This window comes from Gordonia iterans (assembly GCF_002993285.1).
Classification (GTDB): domain Bacteria; phylum Actinomycetota; class Actinomycetes; order Mycobacteriales; family Mycobacteriaceae; genus Gordonia; species Gordonia iterans.
On record NZ_CP027433.1, the window covers coordinates 3,622,723 to 3,638,842 of the forward strand.

Annotated in this window: 13 protein-coding genes; 4 read left to right on the top strand and 9 right to left on the bottom strand. The window is 69.4% G+C overall.

From position 1 onward, the window contains the following. Positions 1-63 precede the first annotated feature (63 nt). The 3 genes from C6V83_RS16345 (at position 64) to C6V83_RS16360 (ending at position 4,660) form a co-directional block, all read left to right on the top strand. Complete coding sequence (locus tag C6V83_RS16345) at positions 64-1,668, top strand: helix-turn-helix domain-containing protein (RefSeq protein WP_199832541.1); 1,605 nt, start codon at positions 64-66, stop codon at positions 1,666-1,668. Between the two features lie 325 nt (positions 1,669-1,993). Next, positions 1,994-3,490: an aldehyde dehydrogenase family protein gene (locus tag C6V83_RS16355; RefSeq protein WP_105943294.1), complete on the top strand. Its 1,497-nt coding sequence runs from the start codon at positions 1,994-1,996 to the stop codon at positions 3,488-3,490. 54 nt (positions 3,491-3,544) lie between these two features. Beyond that, a complete protein-coding gene (locus tag C6V83_RS16360; protein WP_105943295.1) occupies positions 3,545-4,660 on the top strand; it encodes an NDMA-dependent alcohol dehydrogenase in 1,116 nt (371 codons plus the stop codon). 416 nt (positions 4,661-5,076) lie between these two features. On the opposite strand, the gene C6V83_RS16365 is transcribed toward C6V83_RS16360, so the two are convergent. Together C6V83_RS16365 and C6V83_RS16370 are read right to left on the bottom strand one after the other, a co-directional pair. Beyond that, positions 5,077-5,961 carry an exodeoxyribonuclease III gene (locus C6V83_RS16365; RefSeq protein WP_105944027.1) on the bottom strand — a complete coding sequence of 295 codons (885 nt, stop codon included), beginning with the start codon at positions 5,959-5,961 and terminating at the stop codon, positions 5,077-5,079. Positions 5,962-5,986: 25 nt separating this feature from the next. Continuing rightward, positions 5,987-7,522 carry an acyl-CoA carboxylase subunit beta gene (locus tag C6V83_RS16370; RefSeq protein WP_105943296.1) on the bottom strand — a complete coding sequence of 512 codons (1,536 nt, stop codon included), beginning with the start codon at positions 7,520-7,522 and terminating at the stop codon, positions 5,987-5,989. Positions 7,523-7,665: 143 nt separating this feature from the next. On the opposite strand from C6V83_RS16370, the gene C6V83_RS16375 reads away from it, so the two are divergent. After that, positions 7,666-8,460, top strand: coding sequence for a DUF4253 domain-containing protein (locus C6V83_RS16375; protein WP_105943297.1), 795 nt, complete (start codon positions 7,666-7,668; stop codon positions 8,458-8,460). Positions 8,461-8,488: 28 nt separating this feature from the next. Here the strand turns inward: C6V83_RS16375 and C6V83_RS16380 are convergent, their stop codons facing one another. Genes C6V83_RS16380 through C6V83_RS16405 form a run of 7 tightly spaced genes read right to left on the bottom strand, consistent with a single transcriptional unit; the run spans position 8,489 to position 16,033 of the window. After that, positions 8,489-9,091, bottom strand: a complete 603-nt coding sequence (locus C6V83_RS16380) for a TetR/AcrR family transcriptional regulator (RefSeq protein WP_105943298.1) — start codon at positions 9,089-9,091, stop codon at positions 8,489-8,491. Next, complete coding sequence (locus C6V83_RS16385) at positions 9,088-9,888, bottom strand: enoyl-CoA hydratase family protein (RefSeq protein ID WP_105943299.1); 801 nt, start codon at positions 9,886-9,888, stop codon at positions 9,088-9,090. The genes C6V83_RS16380 and C6V83_RS16385 overlap by 4 nt, the downstream gene beginning before the upstream one ends. A gap of 15 nt (positions 9,889-9,903) precedes the next feature. Beyond that, positions 9,904-11,061: an acyl-CoA dehydrogenase family protein gene (locus tag C6V83_RS16390; RefSeq protein WP_105943300.1), complete on the bottom strand. Its 1,158-nt coding sequence runs from the start codon at positions 11,059-11,061 to the stop codon at positions 9,904-9,906. Positions 11,062-11,075: 14 nt separating this feature from the next. Further along, positions 11,076-13,115 (bottom strand): acetyl/propionyl/methylcrotonyl-CoA carboxylase subunit alpha, encoded by a 2,040-nt coding sequence (locus C6V83_RS16395; RefSeq protein WP_234353776.1) that lies wholly within the window; start codon positions 13,113-13,115, stop codon positions 11,076-11,078. Further along, positions 13,112-13,240 (bottom strand): hypothetical protein, encoded by a 129-nt coding sequence (locus tag C6V83_RS18965; RefSeq protein ID WP_267893959.1) that lies wholly within the window; start codon positions 13,238-13,240, stop codon positions 13,112-13,114. The genes C6V83_RS16395 and C6V83_RS18965 overlap by 4 nt, the downstream gene beginning before the upstream one ends. Before the next feature lie 7 nt (positions 13,241-13,247). After that, complete coding sequence (locus tag C6V83_RS16400; RefSeq protein ID WP_105943301.1) at positions 13,248-14,846, bottom strand: acyl-CoA carboxylase subunit beta; 1,599 nt, start codon at positions 14,844-14,846, stop codon at positions 13,248-13,250. Beyond that, positions 14,843-16,033, bottom strand: a complete 1,191-nt coding sequence (locus C6V83_RS16405; protein ID WP_105943302.1) for an acyl-CoA dehydrogenase family protein — start codon at positions 16,031-16,033, stop codon at positions 14,843-14,845. Before C6V83_RS16405 ends, C6V83_RS16400 begins: the two co-directional genes overlap by 4 nt. Positions 16,034-16,120: the final 87 nt, after the last annotated feature.

Here is a 16,120-nt window from a genome sequence, read left to right on the forward strand (position 1 = left end):
CGAGGTCGTGCACTTTTCAGCAGGCGCTCGCGCATCGCAGGTAATCCGTGCCACAGTGGAAACGTGCCCACGTCGCTCCCTCAACGCCCGGTGATCGCCGCTTCGTGGCAGCGGGTGCGCGAGGCCGGCCTGACCCCCGATCACCGCCCCAATCCGGCTCTCTCGGACGTCTCCTCCGCCGATCCCCTGCTCGACGCCGCGCGCCCGGTGCTCAACCGCGCCGTGGACACCTTGCACGGCACGGCGACCGCACTGCTACTGGTGGACCAGCACAGCCGGCTGGTGGCTCGGGTGTCCGCCGACGGCGCCCTGGAGCGCCGCCTGGCCGATGCCGGCGCGGTCGCCGGCGCTGCGTTCACCGAGTCCGCGATGGGCACCACCGCGCTGGGTACCACAGCAGAGGTCCGCGGCGACCTGGTGATCAACGGCGACGAGCACTACCTGGAACAGTTCCGCGCGCTGAGCTGCTTCGGCCAGCCCATCCTGCATCCGTCGACGCGCCGGGTAGCCGGAGTCCTGTGCATGACGCAGTCGGCACCGCGCCTGAATCCGCTCTCAGTCCCCCTCGTCCGCGGCATCGTGTCCGACATCGCCGAACGACTTCTGACCCGATCGCATTCGGACCACCGGCAGGTGATCGCACACTTCGAGCAGTTGGCCGAACGGCGCGGGGTCGCCGTCGCCGCCATCGGCGACGACCTGCAACTCACCAATTCGCTGGCCGCGCAGCTCCTGGCCCCCGCCGATTTCGGCACGTTGCGGCTACTCGTGGAGCAACGTGACATCCCACCGACGGTGACGCTCGTGTCCGGGGTGGTCGCGGCCATCGAGGCCGACCAGATACCCGGGATCCGGCATGCCGCGGTGTTCCGGCTGCGCCCGCGGATCGACCCGTTGGCCACGACGGCCCTCACCCCGGCACCGCGCCCTGCACCGACGGTCGCGATCTGCGGCGAACCCGGCACCGGCCGCACCACCCGCGCCCACGGCGTGGTCCCGCGAGACGAGGCGATCGTCGTCGACGTCGCGTCCGCACTGCTCGACGGGGCGCCGATCGATCTCGCCGCGACGCTGCGCACCGCGCGGGCGCAGGGACGCGGCGTCGTGATCGACGGCGCCGACCTGCTCGACGAACGCTCGCTCCGGCTCCTCCAGGCGGCGGTCGCCGCGCGCGATTCGGCAGACCCCGCGCTGGTGGTGGTGACCGGGCCGCCCGATTCGCTGCCGCCGGACGTCTCGGCGCTGGTCGCACGATGCCGCAGACGCACCACGTTGCCGCCGTTGCGGCAGCGCCCGACCGAACTCGCCGCACTCGGCCAGGAACTGCTGCACGCCCGCGACGATCGACTCACCCTGAGCGCCGACGCCGCCGACGCGCTCGCCTCGCAGGAGTGGCCGGGCAATCTCGGCGAGTTCGCGATGGTCTTGAACGACGCCGCCGACCACGCACTCGCACGCGGCGTCCGCACCGTGGGCGTCGACGATCTGCCCGAGGACTACCGGAGTACTTCGCGGGTCACCCGACTGCTCGGGCTGGAGCAGGCCGAGCGCCTCGCCATCGTCGAGGCGCTCGACGCAGCCGGCGGAAACAAGAGTCACGCGGCCAAGAGCCTGGGGATCAGCCGAACCACCCTGTACGCCCGGATCCGCGCGCTCGGCATCCACTGAGCCCGCCCGGCTGACGTTTCGACAAGCTCAACGAGCGGGGACCGCTCAACGAGCGAGGACGTTTCGACAAGCTCAACGAGCGGCGACCGCTCAACGAGCGAGGACGTTTCGACAAGCTCAACGAGCGACGAGAGCTCACCGGGCGACACCCCGCCCGCTCGTTGAGCTTGTCGAAACGTCGGCCGTGTGCGGGCACCATGTTCAGTTTTCGAACATGGCGGAGATCGCAATCCATGCGACAAATGACGTGCGTCACTTCGGTGCCGTAGATCACATCCATCGAATTGCACTGCCTGCGCATCGCCAGGCGAGGGAAGAGGCTCACATGACCACCACCCTGATCCCGGGACTGCTGCCCGCGGTCGCCGACTTCGTCGCGTCCGACCGCAAGATGCTCATCGGCGGCAGGTGGGTCGACGCCGTGTCCGGGGAGACCTTCGAGACCCGCGACCCGGCCACCGGTGAGGTCATCACCCGTGTCGCGAAGGGCGAGGCCGCCGACATCGACCGCGCCGTCGCCGCCGCCCGCGCCGCCTATGAGGGCCCGTGGTCGCGCATGAAGCCCAACGAGCGCGAGCGTCTGATCTGGCGAGTCGGCGACATCCTGTCCGAACGCGCGGAGATTTTCGGCCAGCTGGAGGCGCTCGACAACGGCAAGTCCGTGGCCATCGCCACCGCCGTCGACGTCGGCTGGTCGGCCGATGTCTGGCGCTACAACGCCGGCCTCGCGACCAAGATCAAGGGCGCGTCGATCAACCCGTCGATGCCGTTCTCCCCCGACGGCCAGTTCCACGCGTACACGCGGCGGGAGTCGCTCGGCGTGTGCGGGCAGATCGTGCCGTGGAACTTCCCGATCCTGATGGCGACGTGGAAGCTGGCGCCGGCACTCGCCGCGGGCAACACCGTCGTACTCAAGCCGGCCGAGCAGACCCCGCTGTCGGCGCTGCTGCTCGGCGAGGTCTTCGAGGAGGCGGGCTTCCCGCCCGGCGTGGTCAACATCGTGCCCGGCTTCGGCGACGCCGGTGCCGCGCTGTCGGCGCACATGGACGTCGACAAGGTGGCCTTCACCGGGTCCACCGAGGTCGGCAAGAAGATCGTGCAGGCGGCCACCGGCAACCTCAAGAAGGTCTCGCTGGAGCTGGGCGGCAAAAGCCCGAACATCGTGTACGCCGACGCCGACCTCGAGGCCGCGGTGGCCGGTTCGGTCGCCGCGTGGATGTTCAACCACGGGCAGTGCTGCGTCGCCGGGACCCGGATGTTCGTGCAGCGGGAGATCTTCGACGACTTCACCCAGGCCGTCGCAGACGCCGCCGCGCAGGCCAAGATCGGCCCCGGCCTGGACCCGACCACCGAGTTGGGCCCGCTGGTCTCGCAGGAGCAGTTCGATCGCGTCAACGGCTACATCCAGCAGGGTCTGGCGTCGGGCGCCCGCGCGCTGACCGGAGGCGGGCGCTGGGGCGACAAGGGCTACTTCATCGAGCCGACCGTCTTCGTCGACGTCGAGCCGTCGTACTCGATCGTCGAAGAGGAGATCTTCGGACCGGTCGTCGCAGCACTGCCGTTCGACGGCGAGGAGGACGTGGCCCGGGCCGCGAACGACTCCATCTACGGCCTGGCCGCCGGGATCTGGACCAAGGACATCTCCAAGGCGCATCGCACCGCGGCCGCCGTGCAGGCCGGCTCGGTCTGGGTCAACCAGTACAACGGCTTCGACACCGCCCTCCCGTTCGGCGGCTTCAAGCAGTCCGGCTGGGGCCGCGAGCTCGGCGACTCGGCCGTCGACCTCTACACCCAGGTCAAGTCGGTCAACATCGCCCTCTGACCGTCCTTTCATCGCATCGACACCATCCCCGAACACCCTTCAAAGGAGAAGACAATGAAGACCAAAGCAGCCGTTCTGCTCGGACCGGGCGAGCCGTTCACCATCATGGAGCTCGAGCTGGATCCGCCCGGACCGGGTGAGGTGCTCATCAAGTACACCTCGGCCGGCCTGTGCCACTCCGACCTGCACCTGACCGACGGAGACCTGCCGCCGCGCTACCCGATCGTGGGCGGCCACGAGGGCTCGGGCATCATCCAGGAGGTGGGGCCGGGCGTCACCAAGGTGAAGCCGGGCGATCATGTGGTGTGCAGCTTCATCCCGAACTGCGGCACGTGTCGCTACTGTTCCACCGGACGCCAGAACCTGTGCGACATGGGTGCCACCATCCTCGAGGGCTCCATGCCCGACGGCACCTTCCGCTTCCACGGCCCGGACGGCGAGGACTTCGGCGCCATGTGCATGCTGGGCACGTTCTCCGAGTACTCCACCATCTCGCAGCACTCGGTGGTCAAGGTCGACGACTGGCTGCCGCTGGAGACCGCGGTGCTGGTCGGCTGCGGCGTCCCGTCGGGCTGGGGCACGGCGGTCAACGCCGGCAACCTGCGGCCGGGTGACACCGCCGTGATCTACGGCATCGGCGGCCTCGGCATCAATGCCGTCCAGGGCGCGGTGTCGGCGGGCTGCAAGTACGTCGTCGTGGTCGATCCGGTCGAGATGAAGCGGGACGCCGCGATGAAGATGGGTGCCACCCACGCGTTCGCCACCGCTGAAGAGGCCGCCGAGAAGGTCAGCGAACTGACCTGGGGCCAGGGCGCCGACGCCGCTCTGATCCTGGTCGGCACCGTCGACAAGGAGGTGGTCAGCAACGCCACGGCGATCATCGGCAAGGGCGGCCGCGTGGTCATCACCGGTCTCGCCAATCCCGGCGAGCTGACCGTTCAGGTGTCCGGCACGGATCTGACGCTGAACCAGAAGACCATCATGGGCACGCTGTTCGGCTCGATGAACCCGCAGTACGACATCGTGCGGCTCCTCCGGCTGTACGACGCCGGCGAGCTCAAGCTCGACGAGTTGGTGACCCAGCGGTACTCGCTCGACCAGGTGAACCAGGGATACGAGGATCTGCGCAGCGGCCAGAACATCCGCGGCGTGATCGACCACGCAAAGTAGATGCACTCGCGGGTCCAACGCACCCGCTGATCGAGTGCACGACCGTTGATCGAGCGGAGTCGAGATCTCGACTCCGCTCGATCAGCGTGTTCAGCCCAGCCCGTTGAGCCCGTTGAGCCCCGTCGAAACGCCCGCACGACCAACCCGCCCCGCCAGCCCGTTGAGCCCCGTCGAAACGCCCGCTCGACCAGCACGCCCAGCCCGTTGAGCCCCGTCGAAACGCCCGCACGACCACCCGCCAGCCCGTTGAGCCCCGTCGAAACGCCCGCACGACCACCCGCCAGCCCGTTGAGCCCCGTCGAAACGCCCGCACGACCAGCACGACCAGCCCGTTGAGCCCCGTCGAAACGCCCGCTCGACCAGCACGACCAGCCCGTTGAGCCCCGTCGAAACGCCCGCACGACCGGCGCGTCGGGTCAGTCCGCTACCGAATGCGGCAGCTTCACCGACCCCGGCGCCACCTTCGCCGGGCGCGACGGCGGCGGCACCACCGGACCGCAGTCGCCGTCCGGAGCCTCGTCGAGGTCGACGACGACGGGCGCGTGATCGCTCGGCTTGGTGCCCTTGCGCGCCTGGCGGTCGACCCACGCGGCCCGCGCCCGCCCGGCGACCGGCTCCCCGGCGACGATCAGGTCGATGCGCATGCCGAGGTCCTTGTGGAACATCCCGGCGCGGTAGTCCCAGTACGAGTAGACGCGGGCATCCGGCCAGCGCTCGCGCACCACGTCGTGCATGCCCAGTCCGAGCAAGGCGTTCAGTTCGGCGCGCTCGGGCTCGGTGACATGGGTGTGCCCGGCCAATGCGGCGGGGTCGAAGACGTCGGCGTCGGCGGGGATGATGTTGAAGTCACCGCAGACCAGGGTGTCCGCGGCGTCCGGCGCCACCGCCGCGCGCAGCTTCTCCAGCCAGGCCAACTTGTAGCGGTAGTGATCGGAATCGACCTCGCGCCCGTTGGGCACGTACACCGACCAGATGCGGACGCCACCGCAGACTGCGGAGATCGCACGGCCCTCGGGCGGGCCGGCCGGGTCGGGAAAGCCGGGCGCCTCCGGGAAGGCGTTGCGGACGTCGTCGAGTCCGACCTTGCTGAGCAGGGCGACGCCGTTCCACTGTCCCTGCCCGAAGTGCGCGAACTCGTAGCCGCGCGACGACAATTCGTCACCGAGTTCGGCGGCGAACGCCTCGTCGGACACCTTGGTCTCCTGGAGGCAGACGACGTCCGGTGCGCGCTCGTCCAACCAGGGCAGCAGCCGCGGGATCCGCTGCTTCACCGAGTTCACGTTCCAGGTCACCACGCGCATGGCGTCCACCCTATCGGCGGGCCCTTCACCAGGCGTCGACGGACCGCCCGCTGCCGGCGGCACGTCCGCGCTCAGCGGCCGCCGCGAGCAGACGGGCGACGATCCCGCGCGTCTGGGCCGGGTCGATCACGTCGTCGATCTCGAAATGCCGGGCCACGTTCAGCACGTCGGAGTGCTCGCGCATCGCCGCGGTGAGTGCGGCGACAGTCCGTTCGCGCTCGTCCTCGTCAGCGATCTTCGCGAGCTCGGCGCGCATGGACAGACGGACCGCTCCTTCGAGTCCCATCGCTCCCATGTGCGCGCCGGGCCAGGCGAGCGTCATCAGCGGCTCGCGGGTGCTGCCGCCGAGCATGGCCTGCGCCCCGAGCCCGTACCCGCGACGGAGCACCACCCCGACGAGTGGCACCGACAGCTGCGCGCCGGCGATCAGCAGCCGCGACGCGTGCCGCACCATGCCGGAGGCCTCCGCCTCCGGGCCGACCATCATGCCCGGCGTGTCGACCAGGGAGATCACCGGGAAGCCCGCCGAATCGCACAGCTGCAGAAATCGAGCCGCCTTGTCGCCGGCGTCGGCGGTGATCGCCCCGGCCACCCGGCGCGTGTCGTTCCCGAGGAGACCGACGGTGCGGCCTTCGATGCGCCCGAGCGCCGTGAACAGCTCGGGCGCGAAGTCCGGGCGCAGCCAGGTCACCGTGTCGTCGTCGCACAGCGTCTCGACGATCGGCGCCGGATCGTAGGAGACCTGCTCGCGTTCAGGCACTGCGTCGCGCAGCGGCGCCTGATCGGGCGCCGCCCATTCCTCATTCGGGCCGAGGAAGTAGGACAGCAGATCGCGTGCGGCCGCGTCGACGTCGTCACGCTCCACAGCGAGGTCTACGACCCCGTTCGCGGTCATCACGTCCAACGGTCCCACGTCCGCGGCGGCCACCTCCCCGAGTCCGCCGCCGGCGATCATCGCCGGTCCGCCCATCCCCAGCGAGCTGCCGTCGCAGGCGACGATGAGATCGGCGCAGCCGGCGATCACTGCGTTCCCGGCGAAGCAGTTGTCGTCGACCACGGCGATCCGCGGCACCCGGCCGGAGAGCCGGGCCCAGGCGGCGAAGGTGGTGCAGTCGAGGGCGGAGACCACCGGGATGTCGGTGTCGCCGGGACGCCCGCCTCCGCCCGCCGCGAAGAAGAGGGTCGGCAGGCGCAGCCGCTCGATCACGTCGATCAGGCGGTCGCTCTTGACGTGGCCGCGCATTCCCTGGGTGCCGGCCATGACGAGGTAGTCGTACGAGAGCACCGCGCACGACCGCCCGTCGACGGTGGCGACTCCCCCGACGATCCCGTCGGCCACGGTGCGGTCGAGGAGTTCGTCGTCGGACCGCCGATCGGTCTGCGCCGCAGTGACGAATCGTCCGTACTCGACGAACGACCCCGGGTCGACCACCGCCGCGATGTGCTCACGCGCCGTCCGGCCACCTCGCTCGTGCAATCGCTGCACGGCTTCGGGGCGGGCGCCGTCTTCGGTGAGTGCGCGGCGCGCGAGGACTTGCAGCAGATCGTCTCGGATGGTCATACCGCCGACGTTATCGACCGCCGATCGGCGAGGAGGCCGATCGACGAGTCCCTTGCCGGACGAAGAGTGCTGTCAATTGGCTCTCCAGGAACCACGTGACAGCACTCTTCTCACCGCCGGGCATCGCTGGGTAGTGTCGGGCGGTGCCCACCGCGACCCCAGGCCCACTTCCGTCCGACGGTTCCCCGATCCTCGCGGGAATCCAGCTCCCGCCGGGGCGCACGATCGCGCCCGGGGCGGCACCGAACGCACCCGTCGCGTGGACTTCTTCGCAGGTTCTGCCCGAACCGGAGATCACCGGCCTGCTGCGGACACTGATGGCCGCGTACGGGCAGACCGGCCTGTGGCCGCTGCATGCGCAGGGCAGGGACGGTCTGCGGCAACCGTGGTTGGACGGCGAGTTCGCGGGCTTCGACCCGCGCACGTTCACCGCGCGACAGGTGCTCGACGGCTCGTTCCGCGCATCCCTGTACGACGATGACCGGGACCTCTTCGACGAGTTCGAACCGGAGTTCCGATTCACCGACTTCGCCGATCCGGTCGAGGGGCCCGCCGCGGATCCGGCCGACGTGGGAGTGGACGAACCCGGCGCACTGCTGCTGGTTCCGGTGGACCGACCGGCAAACGTGCCGAAGGCGCTCGGCTGGTGGGGACCGATCAACTACGACCTCGCCGGTGAACCCGTGTCAGCCGTCCTCCGGTCGTGGGAGGAGCGCTTCGGCACCGTCCCGGTCTCGCTCACCCCCGACTCCCTCACCCTCTGCGTACCGCGGCACCCGCGCCGGAAACGCTTCTCGCGCCAGGGTGACCAGCAGCTGCGGCTCCTCGCCGCGGAACATTACGCATTCTGTCCCGACAACGTCGATCAGGGTCTCGACGCCGAGGACTACGTGAACGGACTCAACGACTGGAACTACTGGGAATTCTGGTGGGACTGATCGAGCCCGGCCGCCCCGGGTGCGCGGCTCACGAGAGCGCCGCCTTCACCTGATCCACCCAGGCGGCGGTGACGCGCGCGCGGCGCGCGGAGTCGTCGGACAGCGTGTCCGCCAGGCCGAGCCCGCGCGCGAGGTCCAGGGTCAGCTGGGCGAGCCGATGCGCCTGGGCCCCGTACTCCCCCGACGGGTCGAGGCCCTGCACGGTCAGCGCATGCGCGGCCCGCGCCAGCTTGGCCTCCAGTGGCAGGATCCGTTGGCGGAGAGGCTCGTCCGATGCCGCTGCCGCCCACACCTGCAGCGCCGCCTTGAACGGGGTGCCGAGATAGATGGACACGGCACGACCGACGACGACGTCTATCCGCTCCGGACCTTCCGGGAGGTTCTCGATGGTCTGCGCGGCCTCCGCAGTCATCTGTTCGAACATCGACTCCAACACCGCGGTGATCAGGTCCTCCCGGGTCGGGAAGTGATGCTGCGCCGCGCCGCGCGAGACCCCGGCGGCCTCGGCGACTGCGCCGATCGTGGTGGCCGACCAGCCCTTGGCGGCCAGCATCTCGACCGTCACCGTCAGCAGGCGCTCGCGCGTCTGCCGCGAGCGCTCCTGCCGAGGTTCCCGCGCGGCGACCGTCATCGGGTGCTCACATCCCACGACGGCTTCTGCTTGGAGAGGAAGGCCGTCATGCCCTCGCGGGCCTCCGCCGAGCCGAACAGCGCCAGCGACTCCGCGGCCCGCACGGCGGTCGCCTCGTCGAAACCGTCCAGCAGCGCCGCAGTGGTGAGTCGTTTGGACGCCGCCAGCCCCTGCGGCGACGCCTTCCGGACGCCCTCGAGCACCGCCTCGAGCTCCTGTGCCACGCCGTCGGCGGAATCCGCTGCGACCGTGAGCAGTCCGGCTTCGACCGCGGCCGGTCCGTCGAACTTCTCCCCGGTGAGGAAGTAGCGGCCGACCGCGCGCGGAGTCATCCGGGCCAGCAGCACCACCGAGATGATCGACGGTGCCAGCCCGAGCCGTGACTCGGTCAGCGCGAAGGTCGACGCGGGTCCGGCGATCGCGACGTCGGCGGCGCCCACCAGTCCGAATCCGCCGGCCCGCACGTGCCCGTCGAGCACCACGACGACCGGCTTCGGCAGCTCGAGGAACGATCGCATCAGCCCCGACATCGCCTTACCGACCTCTTCGGTGGCCTGTTCGGGAGTGAGTCCCCGTTTCAGCGCCTCGCCGAGATCGGCTCCGGCGCAGAAGGTTCCGCCGGTGTGCGTGACGACAACAGCCCGCACGGACGGGTCGCCGCCTGCCGTGTCGATCGCGTCCCGCAGCTGGCGCACGAGCGTGGAACTGAGCGCGTTGCGGTTGGCGGGCGAGTCCAGGGTGAGGGTGGTGACCCCCGCGTCGGTCGCCGTGCGAACCAGGACCTCCGAGTCGGTCATCGGTACCGCCCCCTCTCAGTAGCTCTTCGGCAGGCCGAGGCTCGCCTGCGCCACGAAGTTGAGGATCATCTCGCGGCTCACCGGCGCGATCTTGGCGATCCGGGACAGGGTGATCATCGGGGCGAGGCCGTACTCGACGGTGAGGCCGTTGCCGCCCATCGAGTGGATGGCCTGGTCGACGGCGGCCACCGCGGCGTCGGCCGCGAGCAGCTTGGCCATGTTGGCCGGTTCGGCAGCGCCCCAGTCGTCGCCGGCGTCGTACAGGGCGGCGGCCTTCTGCATCATCAGTTTGGCCGCTTCCAGGTCGATCTTGATCTTGGCGAGCGGGTGCGCGATGGCCTGGTGCGTCGCGATCGGCGCCTTCCACACGGTCCGGTCGTTGACGTACGCGACGGCCTTCTCCAGGGCGTAGCGGGCCATGCCCACGGCCGACGCCGAGGCCATGATGCGCTCGGGGTTCAGGCCCGCGAACAGCTGGCTGAGCGCGGCGTCCTCCGAGCCGACGAGCGCGTCCGCGGGCAGTCGGACGTCGTCGAGGAACAAGCTGAACTGCTTCTCCGGGTTCAGCAGCTCCATCTCGATCATCGTGTACTCGAAACCCGGCGCGTCGGTCGGCACGATGAACAGCGCCGGCTTCAGCTTGCCGGTCTTGGCGTCCTCGGTGCGCGCGACGATCAGGACCGCGTCGGCCTGGTCGACCCCCGAGATGAACACCTTCTGCCCGGACAGGAGCCACTCGTCGCCGTCTCGCCGGGCCGTGGTGGTGATCATGTGCGAATTGGAGCCCGCGTCGGGTTCGGTGATGCCGAACGCCATCGTGATGGAGCCGTCGGCCAGACCCGGGATCCAGCGTTCCTTCTGCGCGTCGGTGCCGAAGCGCGCGATGATGTTGCCGCAGATCGCCGGCGACACCACCAGCATCAGCAGGCCGGTGCCCGACGCAGCGAGCTCCTCCATCACGATGGCGAGCTCGGTCATGCCCGCGCCGCCCCCGCCGTACTCCTCCGGCAGGTTGACTCCGATGAAGCCGAGCTCGCCGGCCTCACGCCAGAGCTCATCGGTCTTGCGGCCCTGCCGGGCGCAGTCCTGGAAGTACTGCGGCCCGTACTTGGCGCCGAGCGCGGAGACGGCGGCGCGGAGCTCGGTCTGCTCGGCGGTTTCGGTGAAATCCATGGTGTGTCTTTCTGTTACGCGTCCGCGTCGGCGGACTCGGTGGCCTCTTCTTCGGAGATGACGGCGAGTACGTCGCCGACGGACAGCTGGCGTCCCTCGCTGACGGCGAGGACTGCGACGACGCCGTCGCTCGGCGCACTGATGGTGTGCTCCATCTTCATCGCCTCCAGCCACAGCAGCGGCTGGCCCGCGGTCACCCGATCGCCCTCGGCGACGGCGACGCGGATCACCGACCCGGGCATGGGCGCCAACAGCGACCCGGGTCGCTGCACCGTCGCTGGATCGACGTACCGCGGCGCCCTCGTCAGGACGACGGACGCACCCGGCCAGTCGACGAACACCTGATCGCCGACGACATCGACCGCGTACCGCCGCGCGACGCCGTCGACCAGGAGCACCGTCTCGCCCGGTGTCCAGGACACTGCCTCGACCCCGTCGTCGTCGGGGAGCTCGACGACCCCGCGCACGATCCGGTAGCGGACCTCGATCTCAGACCCGCCCGGCTCCTCGCTCCTCGTGCCGTCGTGGAGCGGAGTGACGAGACGTGTCGAAAGGTACTTCCTGGACTGGTATCCCGACGGGAGGTTCCGCCACCCGGACGGGATCCCGCCGAGCACCGTCGCCTCGGCACGAGCGGCCGCCGACTGCGCCAGGGCCGCAGCCACCGCCGCGATCCGTTCCGCGCGCTCGTCCGCAAGACCTGCCGAAAGCTTTTCCAGCCCAATGGTTTCGAGGTACGCGGTGTCGGTGTCGCCGGTGAGGTATTGCTCCTCGCGAAGGATGTTCACCAGCAGGTCGCGGTTGGTCACCAGTCCGTGGATCCGGGCGTCGGAGAGCGCGCGGGCCAGCATGGCCGCGGCGCGGCGGCGCGTCGGCGCCCAGGAGATCACCTTCGCCAGCATGGGGTCGTAATAGGTGGAGATCTCGCTGCCGTCGGCGATACCGGAGTCGACCCGGATACCCGGTCGGCTCAGCAGCCCGAAGTGCACGTCGGCGGGGATGTCGATCGTGTGCACCGTGCCCGACTGCGGCTGCCAGTCACGCGCCGGGTCCTCGGCGTAGAGCCGCACCTCGATGGAATGACCGGTGTGCGAGGGCTCTTCGCCCTCCAGCGGCTCGCCCTGGGCGACCCGGAGCTGCCACTGGACCAGGTCCAGCCCGGTCGTCAGCTCGGTGACGGGATGTTCCACCTGCAGCCGCGTGTTGGTCTCCAGGAAGAAGAAGCGGCCCTTCGAGTCGGCGAGGAACTCCACGGTCCCGGCGCCCACGTATCCGATGGACGACGCCGCGGTGCGCGCCGCGTCGTACAACTCGGCCCGCATGCTCCCGCCGATTCGCTCGACCAGCGGCGCCGGGGCCTCCTCGACCACCTTCTGGTGGCGGCGCTGGATGGAGCATTCGCGCTCGCCGACCGCCCACACGCTGCCGTGCTGGTCGGCCATCACCTGCACCTCGATGTGGTGCCCGCGCTCGATGTACGGTTCGCAGAACACGGTCGGATCGCCGAACGCCGACTCGGCTTCGCGGGCGGCCGCGGCGACGGCGTCGTCGAGCTCGCTGAGTTCGGAGACGATGCGCATGCCTCGGCCGCCGCCGCCGGCCGAGGCCTTGATGAGCAGCGGAAGATCAGCTTCGGTGACGGTCGCGGGATCCAGGTCCGACAGCACCGGGACGCCCGCCGCGGCCATCGCCTCCTTGGCGTTGACCTTGGAGCCCATCGCGACGATCGACGACGGCGGTGGACCGATCCAGGTCAGTCCTGCGTCGATCACCGCCTGGGCGAATTCGGCGTTCTCCGAAAGGAATCCGTAACCCGGATGGATCGCGTCGGCACCGGCGCTCCGCGCCGCGGCGATCACCTGGTCGCCGCGCAGATAGGTCTCCGCAGAGGTCGACCCGGGCAACCGGACCGCGGCGTCGGCGGCCCGCACGTGCGGCGCGTCCGCGTCGGGGTCGGAGTAGACGGCCACCGTGCCGATGCCCATCGCGCGGCAGGTCTCGAACACCCGGCAGGCGATCTCGCCGCGGTTGGCCACGAGGACGGAGGTGATCACTGCGTCTGCTCCTCGAGCTTGGTCTGCTCCTTGAGCTTGGTCTGCTCCTTGAGCTTGGTCTGCTCCTTGAGCTTGGTCTGCTCCTTGAGCTTGGTCTGCTCCTTGAGCTTGTCGAAAGGATTCATCGTTTCCTCACATCCGGAAGACGCCGAAGTTGCTGGTGCCCTCGACCGGGGCATTGGCAATCGCGGACAGGGACATCCCGAGCACCGAACGCGTGTCCCGGGGATCGATCACGCCGTCGTCGTACAGCATTCCGGACAGGAACATCGGGACGGACTCGGCTTCGATCTGCGCCTCGATCATGGCGCGCATTCCGGCGTCGGCCTCCTCGTCGACCACACCGCCCTTGGCCTCGGTGGAGGCGCGCATGACGATCGAGATCACGCCAGCAAGCTGAGCGCCGCCCATGACGGCCGACTTGGCGCTGGGCCAGACGAACAGGAAGCGCGGGTCGTACGCGCGGCCGCACATCCCGTAGTGGCCGGCGCCGTAGCTCGCGCCCATCAGCACCGACAGGTGCGGGACGGTCGAGTTGGAGACCGCGTTGATCATCATCGAGCCATGCTTGATGATGCCGCCCTGCTCGTACTCCTTGCCGACCATGTACCCGGTGGTGTTGTGCAGGAACAGCAGCGGGGTGTTCGCGCGGTTGGCGAGCTGGATGAACTGGGTGGCCTTCTGCGACTCGGCGCTGAACAGCACGCCCTGGGCGTTGGCCAGGATGCCCACCGGGTACCCGTGGATCTTGGCCCAGCCGGTGCACAACGAGGTGCCGTACTCGGCCTTGAACTCGTCGAAATCGCTGTCGTCGACGATCCGGGCGATCACCTCGCGCGGATCGAACGGGACCTTCAGGTCGCTCGGCACGATGCCCAGCAGATCCTCGGAGCTGTAGCGCGGCTCGGCCACCTCGGCCGACGGCGCCGGCCCCTTCTTCCGCCAGTTGAGCCGGCCGACGATGCGCCGCCCGATGCGGACCGCGTCCTGCTCGTCCTCAGCCAGGTAATCGCCCAGCCCGGAGACGCGGGCGTGCATCTCCGCGCCGCCGAGCTCCTCGTCGTCGCTCTCCTCACCGGTGGCCATCTTGACCAGCGGCGGACCGCCGAGGAACACCTTGGAGCGTTCCTTGATCATCACCACGTGATCGCTCATGCCGGGCACGTACGCGCCGCCGGCGGTCGAGTTGCCGAAGACCAGCGCGATGGTGGGGATACCCGCCGCGGAGAGCCGGGTGAGGTCGCGGAACATACGTCCGCCGGGGACGAAGACCTCCTTCTGCGTCGGCAGGTCGGCGCCTCCGGACTCGACCATGGAGACCACCGGAAGCCGGTTCTCCAGAGCGATGTCGTTGCAGCGCAGAATCTTCCGCAGGGTCCAAGGGTTCGACGTCCCGCCCTTGACGGTCGGGTCGTTCGCGACGATCAGACATTCGACGCCCTCCACCACGCCGATCCCGACGACGATGGAGGCGCCCACCGCGAACTGCGAGCCGTACGCCGCCAGCGGGCACAGCTCCAGGAACGGGGAATCCTCGTCGATCAGCAGCTCGATGCGCTCGCGCGGAAGAAGCTTGCCGCGCTTGCGATGCCGGGCGACGGACCGCTCGCCCCCGCCCTCGAGGACCTTGCGGAACTCGACGTCGAGATCGGCGAGCTTGGCGTTCATCGCCTCCACGTTGGCGACGAACTCCGGCGAGTCGGTGTCAATCTTGCTCTGCAGAACGGTCACTGGTTCATCTCCCGTCGCTCCGCTCGCCCCGGTTGGTACCCCAATCGATTCGCGGCGAGAGTGCGGAGGATCTCCGTGGTGCCACCGCCGATGCCGATGATGCGGATGTCGCGGTACTGCCGCTCCACCTCGCTCTCCCGCATGTAGCCCATGCCGCCGAACAGCTGCACCGCCTTGTTCGCCACCCACTCGGCCGTCTCGACGGCGTCGTTCTTGGCGAAGCAGACTTCGGCGATCAGATCCTCATTGCCGCCGACGTAGGAGTCGACGAGTGCGCGCGTGTAGACGCGGGAGACGTCGATCCGCTGGGCCATCTCGGTGACCGTGTCCTGCACGTTCTGCCGGCTGATCAACGGCTTGCCGAAGGTCTCCCGGTTCCGCACCCACTCCAGGGTCAGATCCAGACAACGCTGCGCCTGCGAATAGGCCTGCACCGCCAGGCCCACCCGCTCGGAAACGAAGGCCTGTGCGATCTGGAAGAAGCCCGAGTTCTCCGCTCCCACCAGGTTCTCCACCGGGACCCGGCAGTCGGCGAAAGAGAGCTCGGCGGTGTCCGAGCTGAGCCAGCCCATCTTGTCGAGCTTGCGGGCGACGCTGAATCCGGGCGTGCCCTTCTCCACGACCAGCAACGAGACTCCGGCCGCGCCGGGGCCCCCGGTGCGCACGGCGGCCACCACGAAGTCGGCGCGGACGGCCGAGGTGATGAAGGTCTTGGCGCCGTTGACCACGTAGTGGTCGCCGTCGCGCACCGCCGTCGTCTTCAGATGCCCGACGTCGCTGCCGCCGCTCGGCTCGGTGATGGCCAGGCTGCCGATCATGTCGCCGTCGATCGTGGGCCGCACCCACCTGTCGATCTGCGCGGGATCACCGGCCCGGATCAAGTGCGGCAGCGAGATGCCGCTGGTGAACAGCGAGGCGAACACGCCGCCGGCCACGCCCTGCTGGTGCAGTTCTTCGGTCAGGATGCAGACGTCGATCGCGTCGCCGCCGGTGCCGCCTGCCTCCTCCGGGTAGCCGAGTCCGATGAGGCCGAGTGCGGCGGCCTGCTTGTGGAGTTCGCGGGGCAGCAGGCCTTCGCGCTCCCACTCGTCCTGATACGGAAGGATGTGGCGCTGCGCGAAACCGGCGACGGTCTGACGCAACGCGAGCCGCTCGGGAGTCTCCCAGGCGGCGTTCGGGATGGGCATGGATCTCCTTGATTCTTGTCGGACGGTGTTCTCGGATTTCGACTCAGTTCTCGGGTTTCGACTCGCTGCGCTCGCTCAACCATCGAT

Excerpts from the sequence above, each read along its gene's own strand:
- C6V83_RS16390 (WP_105943300.1), bottom strand. The coding sequence starts at position 11,061 with ATGGATTTCACCGAAACCGCCGAGCAGACCGAGCTCCGCGCCGCCGTC.
- C6V83_RS16360 (WP_105943295.1), top strand. The coding sequence starts at position 3,545 with ATGAAGACCAAAGCAGCCGTTCTGCTCGGACCGGGCGAGCCGTTCACC.
- C6V83_RS16355 (WP_105943294.1), top strand. The coding sequence starts at position 1,994 with ATGACCACCACCCTGATCCCGGGACTGCTGCCCGCGGTCGCCGACTTC.
- C6V83_RS18965 (WP_267893959.1), bottom strand. The coding sequence starts at position 13,240 with ATGAATCCTTTCGACAAGCTCAAGGAGCAGACCAAGCTCAAGGAGCAG.
- C6V83_RS16370 (WP_105943296.1), bottom strand. The coding sequence starts at position 7,522 with ATGACCATCCGAGACGATCTGCTGCAAGTCCTCGCGCGCCGCGCACTC.
- C6V83_RS16365 (WP_105944027.1), bottom strand. The coding sequence starts at position 5,961 with ATGCGCGTGGTGACCTGGAACGTGAACTCGGTGAAGCAGCGGATCCCG.
- C6V83_RS16405 (WP_105943302.1), bottom strand. The coding sequence starts at position 16,033 with ATGCCCATCCCGAACGCCGCCTGGGAGACTCCCGAGCGGCTCGCGTTG.
- C6V83_RS16380 (WP_105943298.1), bottom strand. The coding sequence starts at position 9,091 with ATGACGGTCGCCGCGCGGGAACCTCGGCAGGAGCGCTCGCGGCAGACG.
- C6V83_RS16385 (WP_105943299.1), bottom strand. The coding sequence starts at position 9,888 with ATGACCGACTCGGAGGTCCTGGTTCGCACGGCGACCGACGCGGGGGTC.